Here is a 26,563-nt window from a genome sequence, read left to right on the forward strand (position 1 = left end):
CCGCGGGGTCCATCAACAGCTCGCGGGCGAGTCGGCCGATGCCCTTGCCGCTGGGCTTCTTCTCGGTCTCTGTCGGGGCCTCGGTCGTCTCGGTGGCGTCGGCCTGCGGCTGTGCATGCGGCTCGGTCACCTCGGGCTCTGCGCGCTGCCCGAACGACGCGAGGTCGATGCTCTTGGCTGCCGCGACCGACTCGATGCGGTCGAGCAGCTTGCCTCGGGTCCCGAATGTCTTGGGTCCAGCGGCCTTGTCGGCGATCTGGTTGTGCAGGGCCAGCAGGTCCTTGGTGCTCATCTCTTGCAGGTTCATCTCACGCTCCTGTGGTTGGGGTGTGAGGTCATTAGGTCGTGTTCGTGGGGATTCGGGAGCGGGGCCCCCTCAAGAAAATTGGCCCGCTGACTGTCCATCAGCGGGCCGTGGTCCGTAAGCGCATAAAAAAGAAGGGGATGCCTTGTGGGCATCCCCTCCGAAGCACGGCCGGGGCAACCTCGGCCTCTGTTCCGACCCCGGCCGTTGGCACCAAACTCAGGTCATGTGGGCGAGGGGCTGGCGCTCCGCTTCCGCCCAGGTGTCGCGGTCAAGGTAGGCGTCCCACGCCCGGCTGTAGGGCATGCCGGCGAGCGCGGCGGCCTCGTCGAACTCGTCGGAGTACGGCTTCACGCCGACGCTGGCGGCTTGCTCGGCCAGCGCGTCGAGGAGGTCAGCGCCCGAGCGAAGCGCACGCGCCAGGCCGCCGAGGGCGACCGCCACGGGGTGGCGTGCCTCATAGATGGGCTGCTTATTCATCGCCGCCACCGATCAGGCTGCGGTCGATGGCCTGCTCGCGCAGGGCGAGCTGCACGGTGTTCAGCGGGTTCGACTTGCCCTGGTTCCAGGTGCGGATCGCGATGAGGATGCCTTGCAGGCGCGCGTCGCCCAGCTTGATGTACTCCTGCACCTTCAGGTAGTCGTCCAGCTTCATCGCGGCGGCGAGCTCCGCAGGGCCGACCGGGCGGTCCTTCGACGGCATCCGGTCCAGGAGGCTCAGCAGCGCGGAAGCGAGGGGAATGTTCTGCGTGGCGACGGCGACCTGGGCCATGTGCCCGAGCTCGGCGGGGCCGGCGTAGGCGAGCTGGTGCAGGTACTCGGTGCGCTTGGGGTCGCCGAGGGCGGCGCGGGCCAGCACCTTGGCGGGGCTGGAGTAGAACTCGCGCTGCGAGACGAGCTGGGCGTGCGGAGCGCCCGCATCCTTCAGCAGCTTGTCGAGCTCCTTGGCGGAGTTGTCCTTGATCTGGCGGACAGCGGCCACGGTCTCGCTCTGCGCGAAGCGGGCCTTGTCTCCGGCGTCGATGCCGGCGGACTTCCAGCGGTTGGCAATCTCTGCCTTGCGCGCCGCGACGTCCTGGTTCAGGCGCTCGATGGCCTTCAGGGCGCGGGTGTGGATGGCGTCCAGGTTGGACGCAAGCTCGCCGATCTGTTGCGGGCTGAGCAGCGGGGAGACTTGGTTCAGGTTCATGGCTCGTTGGCTCCTATGAGGTTGATGGTCCTCCGGTCGCCTTCGAGCGCGTCCCCAGCCGCGGGGTGGTCATGCGCGCCAATGCGCTGACCGGATGCTTTCAATGTGTCGTGGTGCGCTGGCCGAGAACGCCATCGTTCTCCGACCGTGTTCCCTCGTTCGCTGCCGCCGTCGCGGTGGCTTGCGCGTCAAGGGCTTGGGGGCGTCTCGCCCACCGATGGAGAGTCAGGCGTCCGCGTCGGGGTCCGCGCCCACGGGCCAGCCGCCAGCGCCGCCGCAGACCGAGCAGAGTCTCACCGCCACCACGTCGCCGCTGAAGTGGAAGCGCTGGCACCGCATGCACCTGACCCAGCCCACGCGCCTGATGACGCGCGGCGGGTCGAAGTTGGGGTCTAGAACGTTGGCGCGTCGCGCGCCGCCGTCGTGGGCCCAGGGTGTCGGCTCGATGATCGCCTTCGCCACCTCGCAGTCCTCGGGCGTCCTCACATGCCGCTTGCCGGGCGTCACGCCGAGCCAGCGGTAGGTGGGCCAGTGGTCCAGGTGGGCGCGGCGCTGCACGGTTGAGACGGGCAGCCCGAGGGCAGAGGCCGCCTGCCGAGCGCTGGGGTATCGCACCCCCTCGACCTCGATGGCGACAGCCTGCCCGCTACTGCCCGCGGTTGACGCTGCCATGCTGGCGACCTGCCTCGTACTCGTCCGACATGGCCTGCCACTCGTCGGCGTCGATGCGCGGGATCGGGCCGATGCAGGTCATCTCGCAGCTACGGGCCAGGGCATCGCGCCCACCCATCGCGGCGACCGTCTGCGGCGCCGTCTCGTCGAATGCGTCGAGGTTGCGGTCGATCTGCTCGGCACGTTGCAGGGCCTCGGCCACGGTCAGCTCCTCACTCGTCATCGTCTTGCTCCTTGTTCGCGTGGTACTTGGAGAGCAGCCCCGTCAGCGCCTTGCGCTCGTCGGCCGACATGCGCAGCAGTGCCTCGGCGTCGAGGCCCGTGGAGTCCACCTTGACCCGCAGGCGGTCCGCCATCTGGTCGCCGTAGCGCCACTTGAGCAGGACCTCCATCAGCCGATCGCTGTACTTGCGCACCGTGAGCGGACGCTCGTCGCCGGTCTCGGGGTCGGCCACGGTCGAGACGCGGCCCTGGTGGATGACAGGCTCATCGACGCCGACGGCAGCACGCCGATAGGCCTCTTCGAGCAGGCTGTCGAGCGCCACCTCGACCGCTGCCTCCCACTGCGTGCGGAACTCCAGGTCGTTGGCCTTGTGATAGAAGGCCGTCGAGCGAACGATCCCCGCAGCGGCTGCCGCCGCCTTGGGGCTCGCCGTGTCCTCCAGCACCGCAAGGAAGATCGCCTTCCTCTCCGGTGTGAAGGTGTTGGGGATAGATGGGCGGCTCACGTCTGTTCTCCGAAAAATGGCTTACGGAGTTATCGTGTCGTGCTTATGCGCGCAGGCACGCCATCGTTCTTTCAAGCGCATCAAGGGCTTGGCGGGTCTTGGCCCTCGAATCGACGATCAGAGGGTGAGGCGGCCCGGATCGTTGGCCTCGCGCGCGAAGGTCTCGGCGCAGCAGGTCGGGCGCCGAGCCGGCCGCATTCCCCGCATCGGTCGCCACGCCCGCCACGGTCGGCCACGGTCTGGTCTCGCTGAGGCGGCCTCACGGGGATTCGGTCCCGGAGGGCTCCTACTGCTTGCAGTGCTTACAGAAGCGTTTACGTTTTTTTCTTTATAAATCAATACTTTATTTAGATCGTAAATACTGTAAGTGCTGTAAATACTCTTTGAATCAATCCAGGAAATTCTCTGTCGGTCTGATGCCGTGGCGCTCGGTCGGGGCTCGGCACAGCGCGCTTTTTCCTGAAAGAATCCGCAGCGCGTTTTCGCGCTTACTGTGCTTACGGACGACGCAAGGCGTTGATCCGTATGCCTTTTTGGTCGCGCCGAGGCGTTTACGTTCGGAGCTTACGTAAACGCCTCTGGCGCTTACTCAGTCACCTTGCAGGCGCTTCAGGGGGATGCCCGTGAGCTCGGAGAAGGTCGCGAACGCCTGGCCGAGGGCGGGCAGGACGTAGGCCATCTTCCCGCGGAGCTCGCCACTGCCAAGCTGGCAGCGCCTCACGCCGTAGGTCTTGAGCACGCGGCCGAGCTGGTCGGGCGCGAGCCACTGGCGGCCCTTGGCCCTCGCGTAGTCGCGGTATGAGGAGTGCACCGATTCGCAGAGCACCCTTACCTCGCGCTCGGTCCAGTCGCCCTTGTGGTCGGTGCCGTCGTAGGGCCGGTCACCCGACTGAAGGAGCGAGAGCCACCACTCCTGCTGGATGTCCAGCCCGCGCAGCTTCTGCTCCTCAAGCGCCCGCGTCTGCGGCACGCTGTCGCGCGGCGCCCATCCCTCGATGTTCCGGGTCAGCATCTCATGCAGGAAGGCGGCGAGGCCGGCGCGGTCGTCCCCGTAGAGCTGCGCGTTGAGCGCGTCGAAGAACGCCTTGTCGCCGCGGCGGCTGCCGTTGACCTCGAACACCGCGAAGCGCCGCTCGTCCCCGAGGCCCGCCGGGACCACCCAGTCCGAGTTGGAGGCCATGACGATGTGGATCAGGTTCTTGCCAGACACCGCGTCGCGGCCCTTGCCCTCGTAGGTGATCGTCGGCTCGGTCACGAGCGCCTTGAGCACCGACTCGCCCGCCTTGTCGCCAGCCCAGAACGCCTCGTCCGCGAACAGGAGGATGCAGTTCTGAAGGTGGGAGTTGAAGCGCCCCACGAGCTGCGACGGATTGGCGATGTGCAGGCCGCTGGCCCCGGCGAGCTCGGCCAGGGCGCGGCCGAGCGTCCCCTTGCCCGTGCCCTTGTCGCCGCGGAAGGCGAGCGCCACCTCGGCGGGGCGGCCGGGGCGCTGGACCATGTGCGCGATCCAGTTGAGGACGTACTCGAAGCTCTCGGCGTCGCCGTCCGTCAGCACGTCGCGGATGAGCTCGCGCAGCAGGGACCAGTCGCCCTTGCGCGGCTCGACGGACCAGCCCTTCCACAGATTGAGCCATCCCTCGTGGTCCCGCTCGGGGTCGAACACCACGCCCTTGTACTGCCGGCGGTGCGGGTGCCTGAGCCACAGGCTGGACCTGCTGACGAGCTTGTCGCCCTTCTCGACGAGCTGGTTGCAGTAGAGGTTCTCGAAGTCCTCCTTCGTCGAGCGCTGGTAGATCGTGCGCCCGTCGAGCACCGGGTCGGCCTCCTCGGTGACGATGCGGAACTTGCCGCCCTCCATCACGACGTAGTGCCGCGCGTTCATCTCCTCGATGACCGCATCGACACCCTGCGGCTTCGGCGGCTGACGCAGCGTCGAGTCGTCCACGCCCTGGCCGAGCTCGGCGGGGTCCTCCCACTCGTCGAAGTCGTCCTCCGGCGCCGCGCGCGCCACCTCGCCGCCGGCCGCCTGCACGACCTTGTGCAGGTACTTGATGGTGATCGGGCGCCCGCCGCGCGAGGCGGTCGAGTGCAGCGAGTCCCAGCGCCTGCCGATGATCCAGGCGTCGTCCTGGTAGTCGGGGTCCTGCGTGCTCCAGTCGATGAACTCCTGGCGCCCCTCGCCGTCGGTCGCGTGGTGGCAGGCCATCATGAGGTTGAGCCAGTCGCCGTGCTCCCTGAAGTCCTCGGGGTCGAGCTGCTCAAGGGTCTCCGCCAGCATCTCGGGGGTGAGCTCGCCGAGGCCCGCAGCCTCGCCGTGCGCGCGGGTCGGGCGACGGATCAGGCGCAGCAGCGTGTCGGCCACCTGCGGTGCCTCCTCGGGGAACGGCGCGAGGTCATTCCAGCGGTAGACGTTGCCGTTCGGGTGGATCGAGCCGGGCGCGACGACCTGCCGGCCGTGGCTCTTGAACTCCACGCCGGGGTAGTCCTCCAGGCTGTCGAGCACCTGCACGTCCGCCGGCTTGCGGAACCAGTAGTGGTACCCGCCCGACCCGGTGTGCCCGCGAGGGCAGGCGTCCAGGTCGAGGCGCGCGTCGGCGGCGAGCTCGGCCAGCGGGTCGCGGCCCTCGGGGAAGTTGCGGGGATCAACGTCGAGGACCATCCAGCTCGGCGGCAGGCGCACGCCGACGTTCAGGCCGCGGCGCTCGGCCTGGGCCAGCACCTCGCGGCTGTCGTAGTCGCGGGACTGCCACGCGCCGTCGATCGGCGACTTGCCGCGGGCGCGGCCCTTGGCGTCCCTCGCATCCCAGCGGTGCAGCGGGATCAGCGTCAGGCCCGCGCGGAGCAGGCTCTCGGCGTCAATCGATGGCTTTGCGTCCGACCTGGTCGCGGCATGATCTTTCCCGTGGGTCGTCATGCCCGCTTCCTCTGCTTGTTGATCGTTTGCGCCCACGGACTCGTCCCCCGTGGGCGTTTTCTTTTGTGCGCTCATCGGTCAGCCCTCCGCGCTCGCGCGCTCGGTCGCCATCTCGGCGAGCTTGCGGCGGGCGGTGCGGGACTCGTAGGAGCGCGACAGCGGCTGCACCTCGACCATGTAGGCGCGCAGGTCGCCGACGCGGTAGCGGACAGTCTTGGGGCCGATGCGCTGGTAGGTCGGGCCGCGGCGCTGGCAGCGATACCAATTCAGGGCGTTGGGGCTGAGTCGCAGGAAGGCGGCTGCCTCCTGGACGTTGAGCAGCGCCTCGTCGGGCAGCGCGTGGAGCTCGCGCAGCTCGGCGAGCGTCAGCTCAAGTGGGGTGGGGTTCGTCATCTCTCGTACCTCATCGGGCTCCCGGCCGGCGGGATTGCCGGTCGGCGGATGACTGCCCGATGTGCGTCACGGAGAAGCGCCCGTTAGGTCCCCTCAGTCGGTGGGGCGGGCGGCACGATCTAAGCCCCGTGCAGGGCCTTGCCCGCGGGCGGCGCGGGACTTCGTCGGGCGGGTGGTGTCGCCCGACAGAAACGAATATGCCACAAGGGCTCAGCGAGAAATACCAACGTTCGGCACAGCTCCCGGTGAGTCCGTGGCGCGTCCGGTCGGCCGCGCGCTGCTCTGCGCCTAGGCCGAGGCGTCCGGGCTCGCCACGGGCCGCCTGGTGAGACCGGAGAGGCGCTTCGCCGTGGCCGCGACAGCGCTCTGAGTCTTTCCTAGACCCATGCAGGTGGGGCAAGTATCATCCCAACGTTTAGTTACCGTTGGGGAGCAGCGCTTGGCTGAAAAAACAATACTGGATACTTGGGGAATATCTGCGGAGTATCTGACCGACCTCGTCAATACGAACCCGAGCCTGCGCGGAATGATCGTGGGTTACATCGCGGAGCGGAAGCTCAAGGAGCTGTTCGACCGTCATAACCGGACTGAGGCGCACCGCAAGGACGACGACCACGATCGGACGAAGAAGGGCGACCTCGTCGTGACCTACAAGGGCGAGGAGTTCCGCATCGAGGTGAAGTCGCTCCAGACCAATCAGGTCGAGGTGCTCATGCCCGACGGTGAGTGGATGCGGCTGATGGAGAAGAAGGAGGTCGGCCGCAAGGCGTCCCCCGGCCTGACCAAGGCAGGCAAGCCGAGGAAGGGGGCCGCCATCTTCAAGTGGGTGCTCGACGCGAGGTACACCGCACTGCCCGAGAAGTTCAAGAAGGAGACACGCTACCGCGGGGCCTTCCAGTGCGACGCGAGCGACCGGCGCAAGCTACCACTTGCGAACGGCGAGGTGGTCGAGACTACGCTGCTGAAGGTGGGCGAGTTCGACATCGTCGCGGCCGGCATCTTCGGGTTCCGCGGTGAGTGGGAGTTCGGCTTCGCGCTGAACGAGGACCTGCCTCGTAGCACGCACGGGAACTACTCCGAGGAGGTGCGCCAGCAGCTCATCGCCTCGCTGATCCCCGTCACGCTGCCGCTCAACGCGCCGTTTGTTAGCGACCCGTTTGAACTGCTGGACAAGCTCCTTGAGCGTAGGCAGGCAGCGAAGGGAAAGGTCGCGGAGCCTACCGAGGCTTAGGCGCGGTGACGACCGACGAGAGCTTGACCTTCCGCTTCTGAAAGACGAGGAAGTAGGAGTGGTTCTTCCGTGCGTGGGCCTGCTTCTTGAGGCGGCTCACTCCGGCCTTGTTGGAGCGGACGACCACGAACAGGTCCTTCGTGTAGAAGCCCATCGACTCGTATGCCGTGATGAGCTCGACGTGGGTAAGCCGCTGCTTGTTGGCGCTGACCTCGTCTTGGCACTTCACGATGAAGATGCCGTCCTTCTTCAATACCCGCTCGGCCTCCCAGCCGGCGCGGACGTACATATCGACAACCGCGTCATGCCACTTCGGGGCGCCCTCCTCAGGGGCCTCGATTGCGCGACCGTTGGAGTAGTGGTGCCGGAAGGCCGCGTGCGTCCCACCGCCTGCTAGGTGGTCCGTGTCACCGCGGTAGAAGCCCTCCATGTACGGAGGGTCGAGCACGAGGCCGTCGAGCGAGGCGTCGCCGTAGGGCAGGTCGCGGCAATCAACGCCGTCCCGAATCTCGATCTGCGACAGCTCCTTGCGCTGCGGCTTGGCGGCGATGTCCGAGGCGAGCAGCGTGTAGCGGCTCAGGTCTACCTCGGTCCAGAAGGCGCCCTTGCCGTAGGTAACGTCCGCGATGACGCCGCCGTCGGGCATGTGCAGGTCGAGAATCTGCCGGAACACCGGCGCGTTATCGGCCACGTACGCCGAGAAGACCAAGTCAGTTGTTGCCTCACCGCCGGCAACGCGCTTGCGCTTCTTCGCAGGCTCGACCTCTCCCAAGAGGTCTGTTTGTTCTATCAACATCATCTATCCCAAAGCAGAGGGCTCAGCGAGACTGCCAAACCCATCGAATTGATATTGACATGGTTTCCTCGACACGGGGACCCGCACTGAAGCAGATTTCCCCTTGTGGCCCATCCGTCGGCAATCCAAAGCAAAAAGGGCAACCCACTTGGGTTGCCCTTCTCACTTCAAGTGGTGCCGGCAAGAGGAGTCGAACCCCCGACCTTCGCATTACGAATGCGCTGCTCTACCAACTGAGCTATGCCGGCTAAAACCGAAACTTGTTCAAACCGTGTCTGTACTACCTCGCCGCCGAGTCGCTGGCGGCCCGAAAGCCTTGCCGCGCTTAGCTCTGTCGTCCGTCACCGAGACACCACGTCCCGATTACGAATGAGCTGCTCTACCGACTGAGCTACACCGGCTTCCAAGCCAAAAATTATAGCATCGTCTTTCTACACACCCAAACCTGAGCGCACGATCACGCCCCTCGCGGTCACGGCGCCACACACACCCGGTTGCGCCCAGTCTGCTTGGCTTGGTACATCGCCTGGTCGCCACGGTTGATCAGATACTGGTAGTCCGGGTGGCCGTCGTACATCGCCACGCCAACACTGATCGTCACCTTCAAGGTGCGCCCCTGCCCGACCATGAACTCGGCTTGCTCAAAGCGCTGGCGCAGGGTCTCCGCAATGCGCAGGGCCACGGGCTGGTCAATCTCCACCAGCATGACCAGCATTTCCTCGCCGCCATAGCGGAACACAAAGTCGCCGTTGCGCACGGAGTCAAGAATCAGCACCGCCGCCTGCTGCAGCACCAGGTCCCCCACCTCGTGTCCATGCTCGTCATTGACCTGCTTGAAGTGATCGACGTCGATCAGCAGCACGGCGAACTGCGTGCGGCGCTCGCTGGCCACCTTGATCTCGCGGCTGAGCACCGAGGGCAGGAAGCGCCGGTTGAGCAGGCGGGTGAGCGTGTCTCGCCCGTTCTCCACCTCCAGCTGGCGCTCAAACAAATGATTGAGCTGGAACTTCAGGTTCTCCAGTTCGGCCTGCAGTTCCATCAACAAGCTCATGGTGCGCCCGTCGGGCTTCGCGGACGGCGCACACAGTTGCGGCAGCATGGTCTCGTCGATACGCTCCATGATGCCAGCCATCACCTCGATCTCCGCCGAGCCCTCGAACATCGCCGTGGCCTTGTGGTGGAACCACAGCCCGAACTCCGATTTCGACAGGGGCGGCAAGACTGTTGGGGCCGGCGTGCGGTGCAGCGCGAACAGCACCTCCTGGCCCCACTCCAGCAGCACCGAACGCTGCCGCTCTCGCTCCACGGACATGTTCTGCCCCAGAGAGAACAGACGGTAGGCCTCGTCGGTGCGCGCACTGCGCTGCGTATTGCGCTGATATGCTTCCGACATCAACTCCAGGGCCAGGTCCATCACATGGCCGACATGGTGCTGCGCATCGCGCAACAGCGCCTGGTCGTCCGGGCAGGCCAGCGCCAATTGGGCAAAGAAGGCGTTCTTCAGATGGCGTGCGCCCCGGGCCACCAGGTGGATCGGCAAGTGGATGCGCGCGTGCACCTCGCCCACATGGCGTTGCTGTGCCACGATGGCCTCGACCTCATCGAGCTTGCCGCCATACACCCCGCGAATCCATCGCTGCATCGACGGGTGCAGACGCTCATGGACGACCCCGTGCTCCAGAAAGGCCCCGGCCTGAGGGTGACCCGACATGGCACGGTAGAACATCGTGGCCAGCAAGGCCGCATCGCGATCGGCCACCTCGCTCACCAATTGACGGCACTCTGGGCGCACGGTGCTCAGGAGCGCGCGCCAGATCTGTTCGGGCAGGTAGGGTTCGGAGTCAGCTTGAAAGGTCATGGAAAGGCTCAAACTCACAAGGGGCCCTGAAGGCCCCTTGTGCGGTACAGACAGCGTGAAGAGGTTTACTGCACTTCGCGGTGATACGCCGTGACGCGCTCCACCTCATTCTTCGAGCCCAACATCACCGACACGCGCTCGTGCAGTTGCGTGGGCTTGATTTCCATGATGCGCTGCAGGCCATTGGTGGCCACACCACCGGCCTGCTCCACCAGGAAACTCATCGGGTTGGCTTCGTACATCAGGCGCAGCTTGCCCGGCTTGCCCGGCTCACGCTTGTCCCAGGGGTACATGAAGATGCCGCCGCGCGTCAGGATGCGGTGCACGTCGGCCACCATCGCGGCCACCCAGCGCATGTTGAAGTCCTTGCCACGCGGGCCTTCCTTGCCTGCCAGGCACTCGTCGATGTAGCGCTTGACCGGCGGGGCCCAGTGACGCATGTTCGACATGTTGATCGAGAACTCCTTGGTGTCCTCGGGAATGCGCATGTTCTCCTCGGTCATCCACCAGGCGCCCATTTCGCGGTCGAGCGTGAACATCACCACGCCCTTGCCCACCGTCAGCACCAGCGTGGTTTGCGGGCCGTACACGCAGTAGCCTGCGCAGACCTGGGCCGTGCCCGGTTGCAGGAAGCTGTCGTTGGTGACCTCACCGCCCTGGTGCTTGAGCACCGAGAAGATGGTGCCAATGCTCACGTTGATGTCGATGTTGCTCGAGCCGTCCAGGGGATCGAACAGCAGCAGGTATTCGCCCTGCGGGTAGCGGTTGGGCACCGACACCATGTCGTCCATCTCTTCCGAGGCCATGCCGGCCAGGTGGCCGCCCCATTCGTTGGCCTCGATCAGCACCTCGTTGGCGATGATGTCGAGCTTCTTCTGGACTTCGCCCTGCACGTTCTCGCTGCCGGCGCTGCCCAGGACTTCGCCCAGGGCACCCTTGCTGACGTTGATGGCGATGCGTTTGCAGGCGCGGGCCACGACTTCGATGAGCAGGCGCAGCTGCGACGGGATCTGGGCCTCGCCCCGCTGTTGCTCGATCAGGTACTGCGTGAGGCTGATGCGTTTGGTCATGATGATCAGATGAAAAAGAAAGAAGGTTCGGTCGGGCGCAGGCGGCTCAGTCCTGCAGGGCGCGGGTCACGATCTCGCGCACATCGTCCGACAGCTCGGGGCGGGCGGCCACGCGCTTGAGCGCCTCGCCCGCCGCCGTGCGGTAGGGCTCGGCCAGGCGGCGCCAGTGATCCATGGCACGGGCCAGTCGAGCGGCCAGTTGCGGATTGATGGCGTCCACCTCGATGACGCGATCGGCCCAGAACACATAGCCAGCGGCATCCTGACGGTGGAAAGCCGCCGGGTTGCTCTGGCAAAGCGCCATCAAGAGGCTGCGGGCGCGGTTGGGCGTGCGCAGCGTGAAATCGGGGTGCTGCATCAGCGCCTTGGCGCGTGCAAACACCTGGCCTTCGTGCTCGGGCGCGGTCACCTGCAGGGTGAACCACTTGTCGATCACCAGCGCCTCGTTCTTGAACTGGGCATGGAAGCGCTCCAGCGCGCCGGTGGCCAGCTCGCTGTGGGCATTGACCAGCGCGGCCAGTGCGCCCAGGCGATCGGTCATGTTGGTCGCGTCCTTGAAGCGCTGCAGGGCCTTGCCCGGCCAGACCTGGTTGTGACGCGCCTGGGCGTCCAGCACCAGCATGCCCAGCGCCAGGTTGGCCAGCGCACGGCGTCCGCTGCTGACCGCATCGGGCGAATACGCGCCGCTGTCGTGGTGGGCCTCGTAGGCCCAGTCCCAATCGGCGTGCAAGGCATGCGCCAGTTGCAGCTTGATGCCTTCGCGGGCCGTGTGGATGCGCTGCGGATCGACCACATCGACTTGCTCGGCCACATAGGCTTCGCTCGGCAGGGTCAGCACCAGCTCCTTGAAGGCCGCATCCAGCTCGGGGTGACGCAGCACGCCGCGCATCGCGTCGATGAAGCGCGCGTCCAGCTCGATGTGGCCATTGCCGTGCACCGCGCTCAAGATGCGGCGCAGCGCCAGCTTCTGGCCGGCTTCCCAACGGTTGAACGGGTCGTGGTCATGACTGAGCAGCACGAAGAGCGCGTCGTCGCTCAGCTCGGTCTCCAGCACCACCGGGGCCGAGAAACCGCGCAGCAGCGAGGGCACCGGCTCCACCGGCACGTGCACGAAGGTGAAGGTCTGGCTCGGCTCGGACAGCACCAGCACGGTGTCATGGCCGATCGGATCCAAGCTGCCTTCCATGTGCAGGTTGATCTGGCGGCCGTCCACGCCCACCAGGCCCATGGCCACAGGGATCACGGCCGGCGCCTTGTCGGGCTGGCCCGCTGTCGGGATGCAGGTCTGGCTCAGCGTCAGGGTGTAGATGCGGTTCTCGGCGTCGTACACGCCATGCGCTTGCACACGCGGCGTGCCGGCCTGGCTGTACCAGCGCTTGAAGGAGTCCAGCCGCTTGGCCAGCTCGCTGTCCGGGTTGGCATCGGCAATGGCCTGCGCGAAGTCGTCGCAGGTCACGGCGTGGCCGTCATGGCGCGAGAAGTACAGGTCCATGCCCTTGACGAAGCCGGCATCGCCCACCAGGGTGTGCATCATGCGCACCACTTCGGCGCCCTTTTCATACACGGTGGCCGTGTAGAAGTTGTCGATGGCCAGGTAGCTATCAGGGCGCACCGGGTGGGCCATCGGGCCCGCGTCTTCCGGGAACTGCAGCTGGCGCAGCGTGCGCACGTCTTCGATGCGCTTGACGGCACGGGCGCTGCGGCTGCCCGACATGTCCTGGCTGAACTGCTGGTCGCGGAAAACCGTCAGGCCTTCCTTGAGCGAGAGCTGGAACCAGTCGCGGCAGGTGATGCGGTTGCCGGTCCAGTTGTGGAAGTACTCGTGGGCGACCACGCTTTCCACGTTGGCAAAGTCCACGTCGGTGGCGGTGTTCGGGTTGGCCAGCACGAACTTGGTGTTGAAAATGTTCAACCCCTTGTTCTCCATCGCGCCCATGTTGAAGTCGCTCACCGCGACGATCATGAAACGCTCCAGGTCCAGGCTCAGGCCGTACTTGTGCTCGTCCCAGGCAATCGACGCGATCAGCGAGTTCATCGCATGCTCGGTCTTGTCCAGGTCACCGGCACGCACGTAGATCTGCAGCAGGTGCTCCTTGCCTTCGCGCGTGATGATGCGCTGCTCGCGGCGCACCAGGTCGGCCGCCACCAGGGCAAACAGGTAGCTGGGCTTCGGGTGCGGGTCTTCCCACACGGCCGTGTGGCGGCCGTTGCCCAAGTCGCCCTCTTCCACCAGGTTGCCGTTGGACAGCAGCACGGGGTACTTGCGCTTGTCGGCCTTCAGCGTCACCCGGTAGGTGGCCATCACATCCGGACGGTCGAGGAAATAAGTGATACGACGGAAGCCCAGGGCCTCGCATTGCGTGAAGAAGCCGCCACCGCTGGTGTACAGGCCCGACAGCTGCGTGTTCTTCTCGGGGGCGCAGGTGTTGCGGATCTCCAGCGTGAAGGGCTGCTGCGGCAGGTTCTCCAGCACCAACTGCTGGTCTTCGGTGCGGAAGGTGACGGGCTCGCCGTCCACCAGCACGCGGGTCAAGGTGATGTCTTCGCCGTCCAGGCGCAGCGCGGCGCCCGGCTGGCCCGGGTTGGGTTCCACGGTCATCTTGTTGATGACCAGGGTCTTGGCCGGATCCAGGTCAAAGGTCAGATCGACCGTCTTGATCCAGAACGCGGGCGCCGTGTAGTCTTCACGGCGCACCAGCGGAGCAGTACCTTCACGCATGGCTATCCTTTTAGAGGCCCTGTTTCAGGCTGGCTTCGATGAATGGGTCGAGATCGCCGTCCAGCACCTTCTGGGTGGCGGAGATTTCAACGTTGGTGCGCAGGTCCTTGATGCGGCTGTTGTCCAGCACGTAGGAGCGAATCTGATGACCCCAACCCACGTCGGTCTTGGTGTCTTCCAGCTTCTGCTGCTCTTCCTGGCGCTTGCGCATCTCGTGGTCGTACAGGCGCGAGCGCAGGCGTTTCCAGGCCACATCGCGGTTGCTGTGCTGCGAGCGACCGTCCTGGCACTGCACTACGATGCCGGTCGGAATGTGCGTCAGGCGCACGGCCGAGTCGGTCTTGTTGATGTGCTGACCACCCGCGCCCGAGGCACGGTAGGTATCGGTGCGCACGTCGGCCGGGTTGATGTCGATCTCGATCGAGTCATCGATTTCCGGGTACACGAACACGGAGGCAAACGAGGTGTGGCGGCCACCGGACGAGTCGAATGGCGACTTGCGCACCAGGCGGTGCACGCCGGTCTCGGTGCGCAGGTAGCCAAAGGCGTAGTCGCCCTCGACCTTGATCGTGGCACTCTTGATGCCGGCGGTGTCGCCATCGGTGATGTCTTCCACCGCGGCCGTGAAGCCCTTGCGCTCGCAGTAGCGCAGGTACTGACGCAGCAGCATGGACGCCCAGTCGCAGGCCTCGGTGCCTCCGGCGCCCGCCTGGATGTCGATGAAACAGTTGCTCGGGTCGGCCGGGTTGCTGAACATACGGCGGAACTCAAGCTGCTCGACCTGCGCCTGCAGGTTCTGCACGTCGGCGTGGATGGCCTTGAGACCATCCTCATCGCCCTCGTCCTTCGACATCTCGAACAGCTCGCCGTTGTCGGCGAGGTTGGACGTCAAGGACTCGATCACGAGCACCACGTCTTCGAGCGAGCGCTTTTCCTTGCCCAAGGCTTGCGCGCGCTTGGGGTCGTTCCAGACATTGGGGTCTTCGAGTTCGGCGTTGACTTCAGCGAGGCGGCGGGATTTTTCATCCCAGTCAAAGATACCTCCGAAGCTCAGCGGTGCGCTGAGTCAGGTCGGCGATCTGGCTGCCCAGGGCGTTGATGAGTTCGATGTCCATGTGAAATCCTGCAAATCTGGGGGTGAAATATGGCAAAAAGGCCCTGCAGCCGATGGCTGGAGCCTTGTCAGATGGTTCTATTTTCTCACGCGACGGGGCTTTGCGGGCGCGCCAGGTGCGCAGCCAGGTGAATGGCCAGCGCTTCGGGCTGATCGTGGTGCAGCATGTGCCCCGCGTCGTCCAGGCCTTCCAGGCGCCAATCGGCGATCACCTCGGCCCGCGCCAGGAATTCCTCACGCGTGTAGCGACCGCCAAACAGCGCGAAATACTCGGTCTGCAAGCCCTCGATGACCAGCACCGGACAGCTGATGCGGGCCCACAGCGCCTTCACCTCCTCCACCCGGTACAGCAGCGGATTGACCCGCTTGTGGGCCGGGTCGGCATTGATCACCCAGCGCCCGCCCTCCTCGCGCGCCCAATGCTGCGCCAGCCACAGCGCCCGATCCGGGCGAATGCGCGGGTTGTTGGCGCGCAGGCGGCCCGCCACGCCCTCCAGGCCGTCGTACGCCTTCAACTGCATGGGGGTGCGCAACTCATCGAGCCAGCGCGTATAGCGGTCGGGCGCCTCGTCGGGCGAGGTCGCGGGCATGCCAAAACCTTCCAGATTGACCAGACGCCGGATCTTGCTCGGCCGCGCGCCCGCATACATGGTCACCACATTGCCACCCATGCTGTGCCCGAGCAGGTCGATGGGGTGATCGGGGGACAGGGCATGGACAACCGCATCCAGATCGCCCAGATAATCCGGGAAGTAATAACAGTCCACCCCGGTGCCCCCCGGTGTCTGCCCAAAACCGCGCCAGTCCAGCGCCGCAATTGGCCGCTCAGCCCAACCGGGCTGTTGGCGCAGTGCCTCCACCATGAACTGGAACGAGGCGGCCACGTCCATCCAGCCATGAACCAGCAAAAGCAAGGGTTCTTGCGCACTGATGCGATCCAAATCCCCCCAGATGAGGAGGTGTTGCGGCAGGCCGCGTGCCTGTATGGTCAAAGACGTGGCAGGGTAAATCGGTACAAAAGACGACAATTGGGACCTCGTTGACGCGATACGCTCGCGGGCTGAGTGGCACAGGGTGCGGCGACACCCCTCGCCAGGAACGCCCCCGGCGTTGACGTGCGCATCATCGCCGATCTGATCTGTGTGTGCCGACTCACTGTTTTTTCTTGTCCTTGACCCATAGCCGTCGGTTTTGTTTTTTGTGAGCGCGGTACCGAACCCTCCCCGGCCCCAGCCGACCTCTCCCCCTGGCCCGTCTCTGGTCCAGGGTCACTTTCGTTCGATAGCCTGGTCGGTGCTGGTGCTGGCGGCGTTCAGCCTGGGCCTGATGGCTTGGTCTCACCTGGGCTGGCGCGAGCTGCAACAGCGTGCCCAGATCCTCGCCGCGCAACATGTGTCAGGACCGGCGCAAGAACTGGCCGCCGAGTTCCATGACGCCATCGGCCAGCAGCAACGTCTCGACCTGCTCATGATGGCCCTGGTCGGGGGCCTCACCATCTTGCTCTTGGTGCTCATCGCCCGCACCCAGCGCCAACGCGAAGACGTCGCGGGCTCGCTCAAGGCCCGCGAGCACCAACTGCGCCACAAGTCGCGCATGTACGACTTCCTCAGCCACGTCAACCAGGCCATCGTGCGCGCGGACAGCGAAGACGACCTGCTGCGCCGCGTTTGCGACGTCGCCATCGAGCAGGGGCAATTCCGCAAGGCCTGGGTGGCGCTGTTCGATGAGCACGACGCCCTTCAGCTGAACTGCCAGGCCGCCGCTGGCGACCCTCAGCCACCCACCGACACCCTGAGCTTCCGCGTCACCCCCGACCCCGTGGCCGAGCTGTCGCAATGCCTGCTGGAGGGACGCTGCTTTCGCACGGCCGACCTGAGCCAGCACCCTGACCTGCCCCTGTGGGCGAGCCAGGCCATCGCGGCCAACACCCCCGGCTGCGTCATTGTGCCGCTGCTGCGCGACCAGGAGCTGGTGGGCCACCTGCTGCTGCTCGGACGCCGGGTCAAGGACCAGGACAGCGAGGAGCTCGCCCTGTTCCAGGACCTCTCCGACGACCTGTCGTTCGCGCTCACCAACCTGCACCGCGACACCCAGCACAACCTGACCCAGGAGCGGGTGCGCTTGCACGCCGCCGCCCTGGAGAGCACCCGCGACGGGATGATGGTGCTCAACCGCAACCGCGTGCTGGTCTCCATCAACCCAGCCTTCACCACCTTGACCGGCTATGCCGAAGACGAAGCCGTGGGGCGCGCACCCGATTTCCTCTTCCCCGATCAGCCTGAGGACATCGTCAACGAGATCCGCGGCTACCTGCTGAGCCAGGGTGCCTGGCAAGGCGAGGTCTGGTTCCGCCGCAAGAGTGGCGAGCTGTTCATGGTCAAGATGTCTCTGAGCGCCGTGCGCAGCGCCCGAGGGCGCCCGGCCCACTTCGTGGCCATGTTCACCGACATCACACCGCTGAAGGAAACCGAAGAGCGCCTGGCGCGCATGGCCCACTTCGACCCGCTCACCGACCTGCCCAACCGCGTCCTGATCCAGCAGCGCCTGAGCCACGCGCTCAGCCTGGCTCAGCGCCACCACACCCTGGTCGGCGTCGTCTTCATCGACCTGGACAACTTCAAGACCGTCAACGACGGCCTGGGGCATGCGGCCGGTGACAGCCTGCTCAAGCAGGTAGCCCAGCGCCTGCGCGATCGCGTGCGCCAGGAAGACACGCTGGGCCGCCTGAGCGGCGACGAGTTCATCCTCGTGCTCGAACACCTGCGTCACCCGCAGCAGGCTGGCCAGGTGGCGGCCGCCATCCTCGAAAGCCTGGGCCAGCCCTTCACGCTCGAAGGCGGCCAGCAGGTGTATGTGCGCGCCAGCATCGGCATCAGCCTCTACCCGCAAGATGGGCAGGACGCCTCGGAGCTCATCCGCAACGCCGATGCGGCCATGTACGAGTCCAAACGCCGCGGGCGCAACAGCTTCAACTTCTACACCGAGGCCTTCACGGCCGTGGCCACCAGCCGGCTGCAGATGGAAACACGCCTGCGCCGCGCCGTCGAGCACGACGACTTCACCCTGCACTACCAGCCCATGGTGAACCTCGCCACCGGTGAGGTCGTGGCCCTCGAAGCCCTGGTGCGCCTCAAGACCCCGACAGGCACCGACGCCACCCTCCCCTCCATCGGCCCGGGCGAATTCATCCCGGTCATGGAAGAGACCGGCATGATCGTGGCACTGGGCGAGTGGGTGCTGCACGAAGCCTGCCGCCAGGGCAAGGCCTGGCTCGATGCCGGCCTGCACTTCGGACGCATCGCCGTCAACCTGTCGCCCAGCGAGGTGCGCCGCGGCGGCGTCATCGAGCGCCTCTCGCGCATCCTGCGCGACACCGGCCTGCCGCCCGAGCACCTGGAAATCGAGATCACCGAGAGCGGCCTGATGGAGTCCGGCACCAGCGCCGAGCAGTTCCTGCTGATGCTCTACCAGCTGGGCGTGTCGCTGTCGATCGACGACTTCGGCACCGGCTACTCGTCCCTGGCCTACCTCAAGCGCTTCCCGGTGCACCAGCTCAAGATCGACCGCAGCTTCATCCAGGACACCCCGCGCAATGTCAGCGACTGCCAGCTCGTGAGCACGATGATCTCAATGGCGCATGGCCTGCACATGGCCGTGGTCGCCGAAGGCGTCGAGCATCCAGAGCAGGCCGTGCTGCTCTCGAACCTGGGCTGCGACATCGCTCAGGGCTATCTCTACAGCCGCCCCATCCCCCCCGAACAGGTCGCCGACGTCCTGCGAGTGAGGGGCACTGCTGCGCCCACCACCTGATACGGTCGTTTGATAATAGGGGCTTCCGCTTTTCCCAAGCAGCTTTCCAGGAAGTGCCCATCATGAACGCAGCGAGCTCCCCGATCGTCCCCCTGGCCCAGTTGCTGGACCACCGCGAACGAGAGGGGCAGCGGGTCCGCTTTCACGTCACCGAAGACTGGCGACAGGGACGCACCATGTTCGGCGGGCTGCTTTCGGTTCTGGCCGTTCAGGCCATGCGCGACGTCTGTGGCAGCGACTGGCCCCTGCGCGCCCTGCAGACCAACTTCGTCGGCCCGGTCACGCCGGGTCTGGTCCAGGTCGACGTGACGCTGCTGCGCCAAGGCAAGAACATCCGCCAGGTCCAGGCGCAGATCCTGCAGGCGAATGCAGAAGGCCAGGAAGAGATCGCCGGCGTGCTGCTGGGCTCCTTCGGCGTCGGACGTGAATCGACCCTGCCCACCCTGAGCCCTCCTCAGGTGGCGGTGGCCAACAGCATCGAGCACTCCTACCCCTGGCCTTATATTCCGGGCATGACCCCACCTTTCACCCGGCACATCGAGTTCCGCCACGCCGAGGGCGGCGTGCCCTTCTCCGGCGACAACTCCTGGCACAGCCGCACCTATGTGCGCCTGCTCGACCACGCCGGCATCGACAGCGAACTGCAGGCAGTGATGCTGACCGACGCCGGCCCCACCCCGGCTCTGGCTCAGGTGCGCGGCTACGCGCCCGCCTCCTCGGTGTCCTGGGCGCTGGAGCTGCGCCCGGTGCAGATTGGCCAGCTGGACGGCCACTGGCGCATGGACAAGGACGCCCTCGCGGTGGGCGACGGCTTTGTGAACGAGAAAACCACCTTGTGGACCCCTTGCGGCCAGCTGGCTGCGCTGGGCTATCAAGTCGTCGCCGTCTATGCCTGACATGAATCCGGCCGCGCCCGTCGCATCGGCGACCGCGCGGCCCGCCTCGCTCACCGAGCTCTTCTTCGCCTTCTCGGTGCTGGCCCTGCAGGGATTTGGCGGCGTGCTGGCCGTGGCCCAGCGTGAACTGTGTGACCGACACCAGTGGCTCAGCCCACGTGAGTTTGTCGAGTTGCTGTCCACCGCCCAGGTGCTGCCGGGACCGAATGTCTGCAACCTCTCCCTGATGATCGGGGACCGCTTTTTCGGCTGGCGCGGTGCACTGGTGGCCTTGGCCGGCATGGTCACGGCCCCCTTGCTGCTGATGCTGGGCCTGGCCTGGCTGCTGGGCGAGGCAGCGCGGGTGCAAGAACTCCAGGGCCTGATCAAGGGCGCCCTCGGCGGCATCGCGGCCGTGGCCGCGGGCCAGATCGTGGGCACTGTGCTCAAGCTGTCCGCCCCCATGCGCCAGCATGAGCTGGGCTGGCCCACCGCCCTGGCGCTCGCCGTGGTGGCCCTGGCCATGATGATCTGGCTGCGCTGGCCCCTGGTCTGGGTGCTGCTCGGCCTGGGGGGGGCCGCCTGCGTGTTCACCTACGCCGTCCTGCGCCGCCGCCCCGCGCCCCTGCCGCAGGAGGACGCATGAGCCAGGCTGCCACCCCACTGGTCATGTCGCCACTGATGTGGGCCCCGGAGGTGTGGTGGAGCCTGTTTGGCCACTTCATCGCTCTGTCGCTGATGTCGATCGGTGGCGCCATCACCCTGGTGTCCGACATGCACCGGCGCCTCGTGGTCGAGGACCATTTGCTCACCGACGGGGACTTCACATCCGCCATCGCGCTGGCCCAGGCCGCACCCGGCCCCAATGTGCTGTTTGTGGGCCTGTTTGGCTGGTATGCCGGCGGCATCGGGGGCGCCCTCATCAGCATGCTGGGCATCATGATCCCGTCCACCACGCTGGCCCTGGCGGTGGCACGCTGGGTGTCCACCCGGCGACACTGGTTGAGCGTGCAGGCCTTTCAGGCTGGCATGATGCCGGTGACGGTGGGCCTGCTGCTGGCCACTGGCTGGGTGCTGGCACCGCCGCTGGCCACCCAGCCACGCGCCCTGCTCTTGAGTGCCGTTGTGGCCGTGCTGGTGTGGCGCACCAAGATCCGGCTGATCTGGCTGATCGCTGCCGGCGCCCTGCTGGGGGCGCTGGGCTGGGTCTGACCGCCGCGGCTAAGCCGCTCATCTTTCAGGAAGCGTTTCCCCATGACTGCCTCAACACCCCTGACCATCGTCCACCATCCCGAACTCGGGCGCTTCGAGACCATCGTGGATGGTTTGCGCTGCGAGGCCGACTACCACCTGAGCCACGGCGTCATGCACCTGACCCACACCGGCATACCCAAGGCGCTGGAAGGCCGCGGCATCGCGGCCCAACTGGTGGAAGCAGCCCTGACCTGGGCACGGGCCCAGGGACTGCAAGTCAACCCGGTGTGCAGTTATGTGGCCGTCTACATCCGCCGTCACGCTGAATGGCAGGACCTGCTGCCGACCACACCTTGAAGGCGCGAATCGCCTTGGGCAAGGCCTGAGCGCGGCTTGAAGGAGACCTCGCGTTCGGTCTCAGTCGTCGGCGCCGGCTGTGGCCCAGATGGCCTCGGCCATGGCCTGCGCCGCCCCACGGTGGGTTTGCGCAAAGGTCAGCGCGCAAGACGACATCGGGCCTTGCACGGTCGGCTCGCACACGCGCAGCGCCTGTGTCACGCCCTCGGCCCAGTCGGCCACCCGCAGTGCGGCACCGGCCTGTTCGCTCAAGGCCGCCGCCTCGGCAAAATTGAAGGTGGACGGGCCCATCACCACCGGGCAGCCACAGGCCGCCGCCTCGATGAGGTTCTGGCCTCCCAAGGGCGCGAAACTACCGCCCAGCAGGGCCACACGCGCCGCCGCATAGTAGGCCGGCATCTCGCCCATCGAATCCCCCAGCCAGACATCGGCCAACTGCGCGGCCGCATCCGGCGTTCCCTGCGGCCAGACACTGCGGCGTGACAGACTGAAACCCGCCTCCCGCACCAGGTTCGCCACTTCGTCAAAACGCTGCGGATGGCGCGGCACGATCCACAAGCGCGGACGGTGCTCATCGGCTGGCAGACTGGTCCAGGCCCCACGCCACGCGGCCAACAAGCCCGGCTCTTCGCCCTCCCGCGTGCTGGCTGCCAACACCAGCGGGCGCGCACTGGCTACCCGCCAAGCCTGCCCCTGCGTCAGCATCGTGGCCGCTGGCGTCATGTCGAACTTCACATTACCGGCCACGCGCACCCGCGGCGCGCCCATGCGCACCAGGCGCGCGGCATCGTCGGGCGTCTGCGCCAGACACAGACTCATGGCCTGAGCCGCCGGGCGCATCAACGCCCCCACACGCAGCCCCTGCCGCAGGCTTTTCTCGCTCAGACGGGCGTTGGCCAGCACCATCGGCACGCCAGCGCGGCGCGCCTCGTGCTGCAGGTTCGGCCACACCTCGGTTTCCATCAGCACCCCCACACGCGGACGGTGCAGGCGCAGGAAACGCCGCACGGCGCCGGGCGTGTCGTAAGGCAGCCAGGTCTGCACGTCACCGTCTTGCAACAAGCCGCGGCCGGCCTCTCGGCCCGTCGCCGTCGTGTGCGTCAGCAGCAGGCGCATGCCGGGGCGCTGCGCCCGCAAGGCCTGCACCAAGGGAGCGGCCGCGCGGGCCTCACCCAGCGACACCGCGTGCAGCCACAGCACCGGATGCCCTTCGAGACGGACCACCGCCTTGCGGTAGGCGCACCCATACCAGCCCAGGCGCCACGGCCAGTCGGCGCGGTAGGCGGGCTCTTCACGCCCGCGTGCCCACACCCGCCACAGATAGGCAGGCATGCCCAGGCGCAACAACAGGCTGTAAGCCTGCCGAGCCAGCCAGGGCTTCAGCGCAACATCGTTCGGCGCAGGATCACTCAAACCAGGCAGCCTGTCTCGCCATCAGTGCGCTGAGGCACCAATGTGCGCATCGGGCTTGACGGCCAGCAGCGCCGCCATGAAGTGCGCCTGGATACGCGCCAGCGCCTCGGGGGTCTGGCCTTCGAAACGCAGCACCAGCACCGGCGTCGTGTTGGAGGCGCGCACCAGCCCGAAACCATCGGGATAGTCGGCACGCAGGCCGTCGATCGTCGTCAGCTCGGCGCCATCGAAACGCGCGGTCTGGCGCAGCTTCTCGATCACCTCGTGGTGCTCGCCTTCGGCGCAGGCCACGTTCAACTCGGGCGTGCTGTGGCTGGTGGGCAGGGCATTGAGCACGGCGCTCGGGTCGGCCACTTTGCTCAGAATTTCCAGCAGACGCGCGGCCGTGTAGGTTGCATCGTCAAAGCCGTACCAGCGCTCGGCAAAAAAGATGTGTCCGCTCATCTCACCGGCGAACGGCGCGCCGGTCTCCTTGAGCTTGGCCTTGACCAGCGAGTGGCCGGTCTTGTACATCACCGGCACGCCGCCGGCCGCACGCACAGCCACGGCCAGCTGCTGGCTGCACTTCACGTCATAAATGATCTGCCCGCCCGGCACGCGCGTCAGTACGTTCTGCGCAAACAGCATGATCTGGCGATCGGGGAAGATGTTGTTGCCCTCCCGGGTCACCACGCCCAGGCGGTCACCGTCACCGTCAAAGGCCAGGCCCAACTCGGCGCCATGCTCTTTCACGGCGGCGATCAGGTCACGCAGGTTTTCAGGCTTGGACGGGTCCGGGTGGTGGTTGGGGAAGTCGCCATCGACCTCGGAATACAGTTCGATGACCTCGCAGCCCAACGCGCGCAGAATGCCGGGTGCCGAGGCACCGGGAATGCCATTGCCAGAGTCCACCACGATCTTCATCGGACGGGCCAGCTTGCAGTCACCGATGATGCGTTGCGTGTACTCGGCCAGCACATTGAGCTCGCTCAGGTCGCCTTGGCCCTGCGCATAGTCTTCGGCTTCAATGCGTTGGCGCAGCCCCTGAATGTCGTCACCGTAAATGGCGCGACCGGCCAGCACCATCTTGAAGCCGTTGTAGTCCTTGGGGTTGTGGCTGCCCGTCACCTGGATGCCGCTGTGGCAACCCAGCTCACCGCGCGTAGCGGCCACGTAGTACAGCATGGGCGTGGTCACCGCGCCCAGATCGATCACATTGATGCCGGTGCTGCGCAGGCCCTGGATCAGCGCCGCACTGAGCGACGGTCCCGACACGCGACCATCACGGCCCACCGCCACAGCCTTCTCGCCCAGCTTCAGCGCCTCGGTGCCGAAGGCCCGGCCCAGGTGCTCGGCCATCGCCTCGTTCAAGGTCTGACCGACGATGCCCCGGATGTCGTAGGCCTTGAAAATGGAAGCGGCAACTTGCATGAGAGTCTTTCATTCGTGATGACAGGCTGCGATTTTAAGGACTGGGCCAGCGACTTTCCCCGCCCTGTCCCAGAACTTGCACAAAGCCCGCAAGTGAAGGTCGCCTGCACAGCGGCCGCCTTGCCGCTACGATGTCAGGCATATGACATTTCGCGACATGCTGTCCATGCTGGCCCTGGCCGCCGTCTGGGGTGGCTCCTTCTTGTTCCTGCATGTCGCCGCGCCGGTGGTCGGCCCGGCGGCCCTGGCGGCGTTCCGCGTCAGCTCGGCCGTGCTCTTGCTGCTGCCAATCGTCCTGTTCAAACGTGACGGTGCGCAATTGCTGACCTACGCCCGGCCCTTGCTGGTCTGCGGCCTGCTGGCGTTCGGCCTGCCTTTTCTCTGCCTGAGCGTGGCGGCGCGCCACCTGCCTGCGGGCCTGATGTCCATCCTCAACGCGACCACCCCCATGTGGGGCGCTTTCGTAGGCTGGCTGTGGTTGCGCGAGCGCATGCACCTGATGCGCAGCCTGGGCCTGATCCTCGGCCTGCTGGGCGTGGTGCTGCTGACCGCCGACAAGGGCGCCATTCCGCCGAGTGCCGGCAGCCTGCTGGCCGTGGCCTTGATGCTGTGCGCGACGCTGTCTTACGCCCTGTCGGTGCATGTGGCCCGCCGTCATCTGCATGCCCTCAGCCCCCTGAGCAATGCCACCGGCACCCTGTGCATGACGGCACTGGTGATGATCGGCCCAGCCCTGTGGCTGGGCCCGCAACCGGTGCCCCCGCACACCGCCCAGCACTGGCACGAAGTCCCCGGGACGGTGTGGGCGGCGCTGCTGGCCCTGGGCATTGTCTGCACGGGCCTGGCGCAGATCGTGTTCTTCCGTCTGATCGGGCGCATTGGCCCCAATCAGGCCCTCACCGTCACCTTCCTCATCCCGGTTTTTGGCATGCTGTGGGGCGCGCTCTTCTTGAATGAGCGCATCACCAGCTGGATGCTGCTCAGCACCGTCGTCATAGCCCTGGGCACCTGGCTGGCCAACCGACCTGCGCCGCTGCGCAGCCTGCAGCCTGTCCACGCCTCGCCGCCACCGCCATGACCGCCGTTCGCAAGAGAAAACTCACGCAACAGCCGCCCTTGGTCGTGCCGGCTCTCAAGCCGCGCAACCCTTTGGTGGCCCCTGCCCTGCAACGCAAGGCCGGCGCGCATCAAACGCCGCAGAGTCTGAAGGCGAAAGAGCGCGTCGAAGCCCGCCGCGCCATCGATCGCAGCCTGCGCGCGGAAGTCAAATTCCAACCCCCTCACCCACGTCACAAGGACAAGCCATGAGTCAGGCCGAAACCGGCACAAGCACCTCGTCACCTCGCTGGTACTGGGAAGATTTCACTCCCGGCCTGAGCATGACCTTCGGGCCGCGCGAAGTGGGCCGCGACGAGATCGTCCAGTTCGCCAGGGACTTCGACCCTCAGCCTTTCCACCTCGACGAGGAAGCGGGCAAGGCCTCGCTGTTCGGGGGGCTGGCCGCCAGCGGCTGGCACACCGCCGGCATCGTCATGCGCATGATGTGCGACGGCTTCATCCTCGACTCCAGCAGCCTGGGCTCGCCCGGACTCGATTCGCTGAAATGGCACAAACCGGTGCTGGTGGGTGACGCGCTGCGCGCCCGCATGACCGTGCTCGACAGCCGCCCCATGAAGAGCAAGCCCCATGTGGGTCTGGTGCAGACGCGCTGGGAAGCCCTCAACCAGCGCGACGAGATCGTGATGACGATCGAGAGCTGGGCCATGTTCGGCCGGCGTACGCCGGGCGCAGCAGTACTGGCCTGATCGCCCAGGCAGGCCTGCTTGGCCTGCCCTGGCAGGCTCCTGGCACACACACCGAGTACACCACCTCCGGCCAGGACTCGCGCCAAGCAAAAAGCCCTGACGCTTGCGCATCAGGGCTTTGCATTTTTTGGCGGAGTGGACGGGACTCGAACCCGCGACCCCCGGCGTGACAGGCCGGTATTCTAACCAACTGAACTACCACTCCGCAGTGGCTGACGTCTTTGCCTGCTGATGCAGACCAAGCGCCGTCAAAACTTGGCGTCCCCTAGGGGATTCGAACCCCTGTAGTCACCGTGAAAGGGTGGTGTCCTAGGCCTCTAGACGAAGGGGACTCCGTCGAAACGAATTGTTGCTGATTCTACCTGCCTCGCTACCGGCTTGTCGCCACCGTAACCTGCACGCGACACACGCGGCGGTGAATGGTGGAGGTAAGCGGGATCGAACCGCTGACCTCTTGCATGCCATGCAAGCGCTCTCCCAGCTGAGCTATACCCCCTCATGCTTGCGCAATCGGGGCGCCAAACTGGCACCGAGACTGATCCATCAACCTCACGCTGCTGTGTCACCAGCAACGCTTTCCAAACTTTGGCGGAGTGGACGGGACTCGAACCCGCGACCCCCGGCGTGACAGGCCGGTATTCTAACCAACTGAACTACCACTCCGCAGTGGCTGACGTCTTTGCCTGCTGATGCAGACCAAGCGCCGTCAAA

The 26,563-nt window shown here is 66.1% G+C and carries 25 protein-coding genes and 5 tRNA genes; 9 read left to right on the forward strand and 21 right to left on the reverse strand.

The window, feature by feature from the left end:
• The 8 genes from RBT42_RS14600 to RBT42_RS14635 all read right to left on the reverse strand — a co-directional run.
• Positions 1-307: hypothetical protein (locus RBT42_RS14600; protein WP_320366410.1), on the reverse strand; the 307-nt coding region annotated here is incomplete at its 3' end.
• A gap of 216 nt (positions 308-523) precedes the next feature.
• Positions 524-784, reverse strand: a complete 261-nt coding sequence (locus RBT42_RS14605) for a hypothetical protein (protein ID WP_057386497.1) — start codon at positions 782-784, stop codon at positions 524-526.
• Positions 777-1,493: a hypothetical protein gene (locus RBT42_RS14610; RefSeq protein WP_320366412.1), complete on the reverse strand. Its 717-nt coding sequence runs from the start codon at positions 1,491-1,493 to the stop codon at positions 777-779. The genes RBT42_RS14605 and RBT42_RS14610 overlap by 8 nt, the downstream gene beginning before the upstream one ends.
• Positions 1,494-1,718: 225 nt before the next feature.
• On the reverse strand, positions 1,719-2,051 hold the full coding sequence (locus RBT42_RS14615) for a hypothetical protein (protein ID WP_320366414.1): 333 nt from the start codon (positions 2,049-2,051) through the stop codon (positions 1,719-1,721).
• A gap of 88 nt (positions 2,052-2,139) precedes the next feature.
• The gene (locus RBT42_RS14620; protein WP_320366416.1) at positions 2,140-2,388 is read right to left on the reverse strand and encodes a hypothetical protein; all 249 of its coding nucleotides are present in this window, start codon (positions 2,386-2,388) and stop codon (positions 2,140-2,142) included.
• Entirely contained in the window at positions 2,378-2,893 is a 516-nt protein-coding gene (locus RBT42_RS14625; RefSeq protein ID WP_057386493.1) for a hypothetical protein, read from the reverse strand. The genes RBT42_RS14620 and RBT42_RS14625 overlap by 11 nt, the downstream gene beginning before the upstream one ends.
• A 589-nt stretch (positions 2,894-3,482) precedes the next feature.
• Positions 3,483-5,882 carry a bifunctional DNA primase/polymerase gene (locus RBT42_RS14630; protein WP_320366419.1) on the reverse strand — a complete coding sequence of 800 codons (2,400 nt, stop codon included), beginning with the start codon at positions 5,880-5,882 and terminating at the stop codon, positions 3,483-3,485.
• Positions 5,883-5,885: 3 nt separating this feature from the next.
• Positions 5,886-6,200 (reverse strand): helix-turn-helix transcriptional regulator, encoded by a 315-nt coding sequence (locus tag RBT42_RS14635; protein ID WP_320366421.1) that lies wholly within the window; start codon positions 6,198-6,200, stop codon positions 5,886-5,888.
• A 439-nt stretch (positions 6,201-6,639) separates the two neighbouring features.
• Here RBT42_RS14635 and RBT42_RS14640 point away from each other — a divergent pair, with 439 nt between their 5' ends.
• On the forward strand, positions 6,640-7,431 hold the full coding sequence (locus RBT42_RS14640) for a hypothetical protein (RefSeq protein ID WP_320366423.1): 792 nt from the start codon (positions 6,640-6,642) through the stop codon (positions 7,429-7,431).
• Here the strand turns inward: RBT42_RS14640 and RBT42_RS14645 are convergent.
• From RBT42_RS14645 to RBT42_RS14675, 7 genes are all read right to left on the reverse strand, one after another.
• On the reverse strand, positions 7,418-8,227 hold the full coding sequence (locus RBT42_RS14645; protein ID WP_320366425.1) for a DNA methyltransferase: 810 nt from the start codon (positions 8,225-8,227) through the stop codon (positions 7,418-7,420). The genes RBT42_RS14640 and RBT42_RS14645 overlap by 14 nt on opposite strands.
• Positions 8,228-8,399: 172 nt before the next feature.
• Positions 8,400-8,475, reverse strand: a tRNA-Thr gene (locus RBT42_RS14650).
• Between the two features lie 224 nt (positions 8,476-8,699).
• On the reverse strand, positions 8,700-10,085 hold the full coding sequence (locus RBT42_RS14655) for a GGDEF domain-containing protein (RefSeq protein ID WP_320366426.1): 1,386 nt from the start codon (positions 10,083-10,085) through the stop codon (positions 8,700-8,702).
• 65 nt (positions 10,086-10,150) lie between these two features.
• On the reverse strand, positions 10,151-11,155 hold the full coding sequence (locus tag RBT42_RS14660) for a class 1 fructose-bisphosphatase (protein WP_320366428.1): 1,005 nt from the start codon (positions 11,153-11,155) through the stop codon (positions 10,151-10,153).
• Positions 11,156-11,201: 46 nt separating this feature from the next.
• A complete protein-coding gene (gene pepN, locus RBT42_RS14665) occupies positions 11,202-13,874 on the reverse strand; it encodes an aminopeptidase N (RefSeq protein WP_320366430.1) in 2,673 nt (890 codons plus the stop codon).
• A 10-nt stretch (positions 13,875-13,884) separates the two neighbouring features.
• Positions 13,885-14,989, reverse strand: a protein-coding gene (gene prfB, locus RBT42_RS14670; RefSeq protein WP_320366433.1) for a peptide chain release factor 2 whose coding sequence is annotated in 2 segments (ribosomal slippage) — positions 13,885-14,907 and positions 14,909-14,989 — 1,104 coding nt in all. Because the reading frame shifts where the segments join, the coding sequence is not laid out codon by codon here.
• 85 nt (positions 14,990-15,074) lie between these two features.
• Entirely contained in the window at positions 15,075-15,902 is an 828-nt protein-coding gene (locus RBT42_RS14675; RefSeq protein ID WP_320366434.1) for an alpha/beta fold hydrolase, read from the reverse strand.
• Between the two features lie 412 nt (positions 15,903-16,314).
• Here RBT42_RS14675 and RBT42_RS14680 point away from each other — a divergent pair, with 412 nt between their 5' ends.
• The 5 genes from RBT42_RS14680 (at position 16,315) to RBT42_RS14700 (ending at position 21,224) form a co-directional block, all read left to right on the forward strand.
• Positions 16,315-18,798, forward strand: coding sequence for an EAL domain-containing protein (locus tag RBT42_RS14680; RefSeq protein WP_320366437.1), 2,484 nt, complete (start codon positions 16,315-16,317; stop codon positions 18,796-18,798).
• 62 nt (positions 18,799-18,860) lie between these two features.
• On the forward strand, positions 18,861-19,694 hold the full coding sequence (locus RBT42_RS14685; protein ID WP_320366439.1) for a thioesterase family protein: 834 nt from the start codon (positions 18,861-18,863) through the stop codon (positions 19,692-19,694).
• Complete coding sequence (locus RBT42_RS14690) at positions 19,687-20,319, forward strand: chromate transporter (RefSeq protein ID WP_320366441.1); 633 nt, start codon at positions 19,687-19,689, stop codon at positions 20,317-20,319. The genes RBT42_RS14685 and RBT42_RS14690 overlap by 8 nt, the downstream gene beginning before the upstream one ends.
• Entirely contained in the window at positions 20,316-20,885 is a 570-nt protein-coding gene (locus RBT42_RS14695; protein WP_320366443.1) for a chromate transporter, read from the forward strand. The genes RBT42_RS14690 and RBT42_RS14695 overlap by 4 nt, the downstream gene beginning before the upstream one ends.
• A 42-nt stretch (positions 20,886-20,927) precedes the next feature.
• A complete protein-coding gene (locus tag RBT42_RS14700; protein WP_320366445.1) occupies positions 20,928-21,224 on the forward strand; it encodes a GNAT family N-acetyltransferase in 297 nt (98 codons plus the stop codon).
• Positions 21,225-21,284: 60 nt separating this feature from the next.
• Here RBT42_RS14700 and RBT42_RS14705 read toward each other — a convergent pair whose 3' ends face one another.
• Complete coding sequence (locus tag RBT42_RS14705) at positions 21,285-22,637, reverse strand: 3-deoxy-D-manno-octulosonic acid transferase (protein WP_320366447.1); 1,353 nt, start codon at positions 22,635-22,637, stop codon at positions 21,285-21,287.
• A gap of 21 nt (positions 22,638-22,658) precedes the next feature.
• The gene (locus RBT42_RS14710; RefSeq protein WP_320366449.1) at positions 22,659-24,047 is read right to left on the reverse strand and encodes a phosphomannomutase/phosphoglucomutase; all 1,389 of its coding nucleotides are present in this window, start codon (positions 24,045-24,047) and stop codon (positions 22,659-22,661) included.
• 157 nt (positions 24,048-24,204) lie between these two features.
• On the opposite strand from RBT42_RS14710, the gene RBT42_RS14715 reads away from it, so the two are divergent.
• From RBT42_RS14715 to RBT42_RS14725, 3 genes are read left to right on the forward strand one after another with little or no spacing between them, the layout of a single operon-like run.
• Positions 24,205-25,125 (forward strand): DMT family transporter, encoded by a 921-nt coding sequence (locus RBT42_RS14715; RefSeq protein WP_320366451.1) that lies wholly within the window; start codon positions 24,205-24,207, stop codon positions 25,123-25,125.
• The gene (locus RBT42_RS14720; RefSeq protein ID WP_320366453.1) at positions 25,122-25,355 is read left to right on the forward strand and encodes a hypothetical protein; all 234 of its coding nucleotides are present in this window, start codon (positions 25,122-25,124) and stop codon (positions 25,353-25,355) included. The genes RBT42_RS14715 and RBT42_RS14720 overlap by 4 nt, the downstream gene beginning before the upstream one ends.
• Positions 25,352-25,852: a MaoC family dehydratase gene (locus RBT42_RS14725; protein WP_320366455.1), complete on the forward strand. Its 501-nt coding sequence runs from the start codon at positions 25,352-25,354 to the stop codon at positions 25,850-25,852. Before RBT42_RS14720 ends, RBT42_RS14725 begins: the two co-directional genes overlap by 4 nt.
• 128 nt (positions 25,853-25,980) lie before the next feature.
• On the opposite strand, the gene RBT42_RS14730 is transcribed toward RBT42_RS14725, so the two are convergent.
• The 4 genes from RBT42_RS14730 to RBT42_RS14745 all read right to left on the reverse strand — a co-directional run bounded on the left by RBT42_RS14730 (position 25,981) and on the right by RBT42_RS14745 (position 26,515).
• Positions 25,981-26,057 (reverse strand) — tRNA-Asp (locus tag RBT42_RS14730).
• Positions 26,058-26,108: 51 nt separating this feature from the next.
• Positions 26,109-26,184, reverse strand: a tRNA-Glu gene (locus tag RBT42_RS14735).
• 88 nt (positions 26,185-26,272) lie between these two features.
• A tRNA-Ala gene (locus RBT42_RS14740) sits at positions 26,273-26,348 on the reverse strand.
• Between the two features lie 90 nt (positions 26,349-26,438).
• Positions 26,439-26,515 (reverse strand) — tRNA-Asp (locus tag RBT42_RS14745).
• Positions 26,516-26,563: the final 48 nt, after the last annotated feature.

The sequence above is a fragment of the Aquabacterium sp. genome, assembly GCF_034003525.1.
In the GTDB taxonomy this organism is placed as follows: Bacteria; Pseudomonadota; Gammaproteobacteria; order Burkholderiales; family Burkholderiaceae_C; genus Aquabacterium.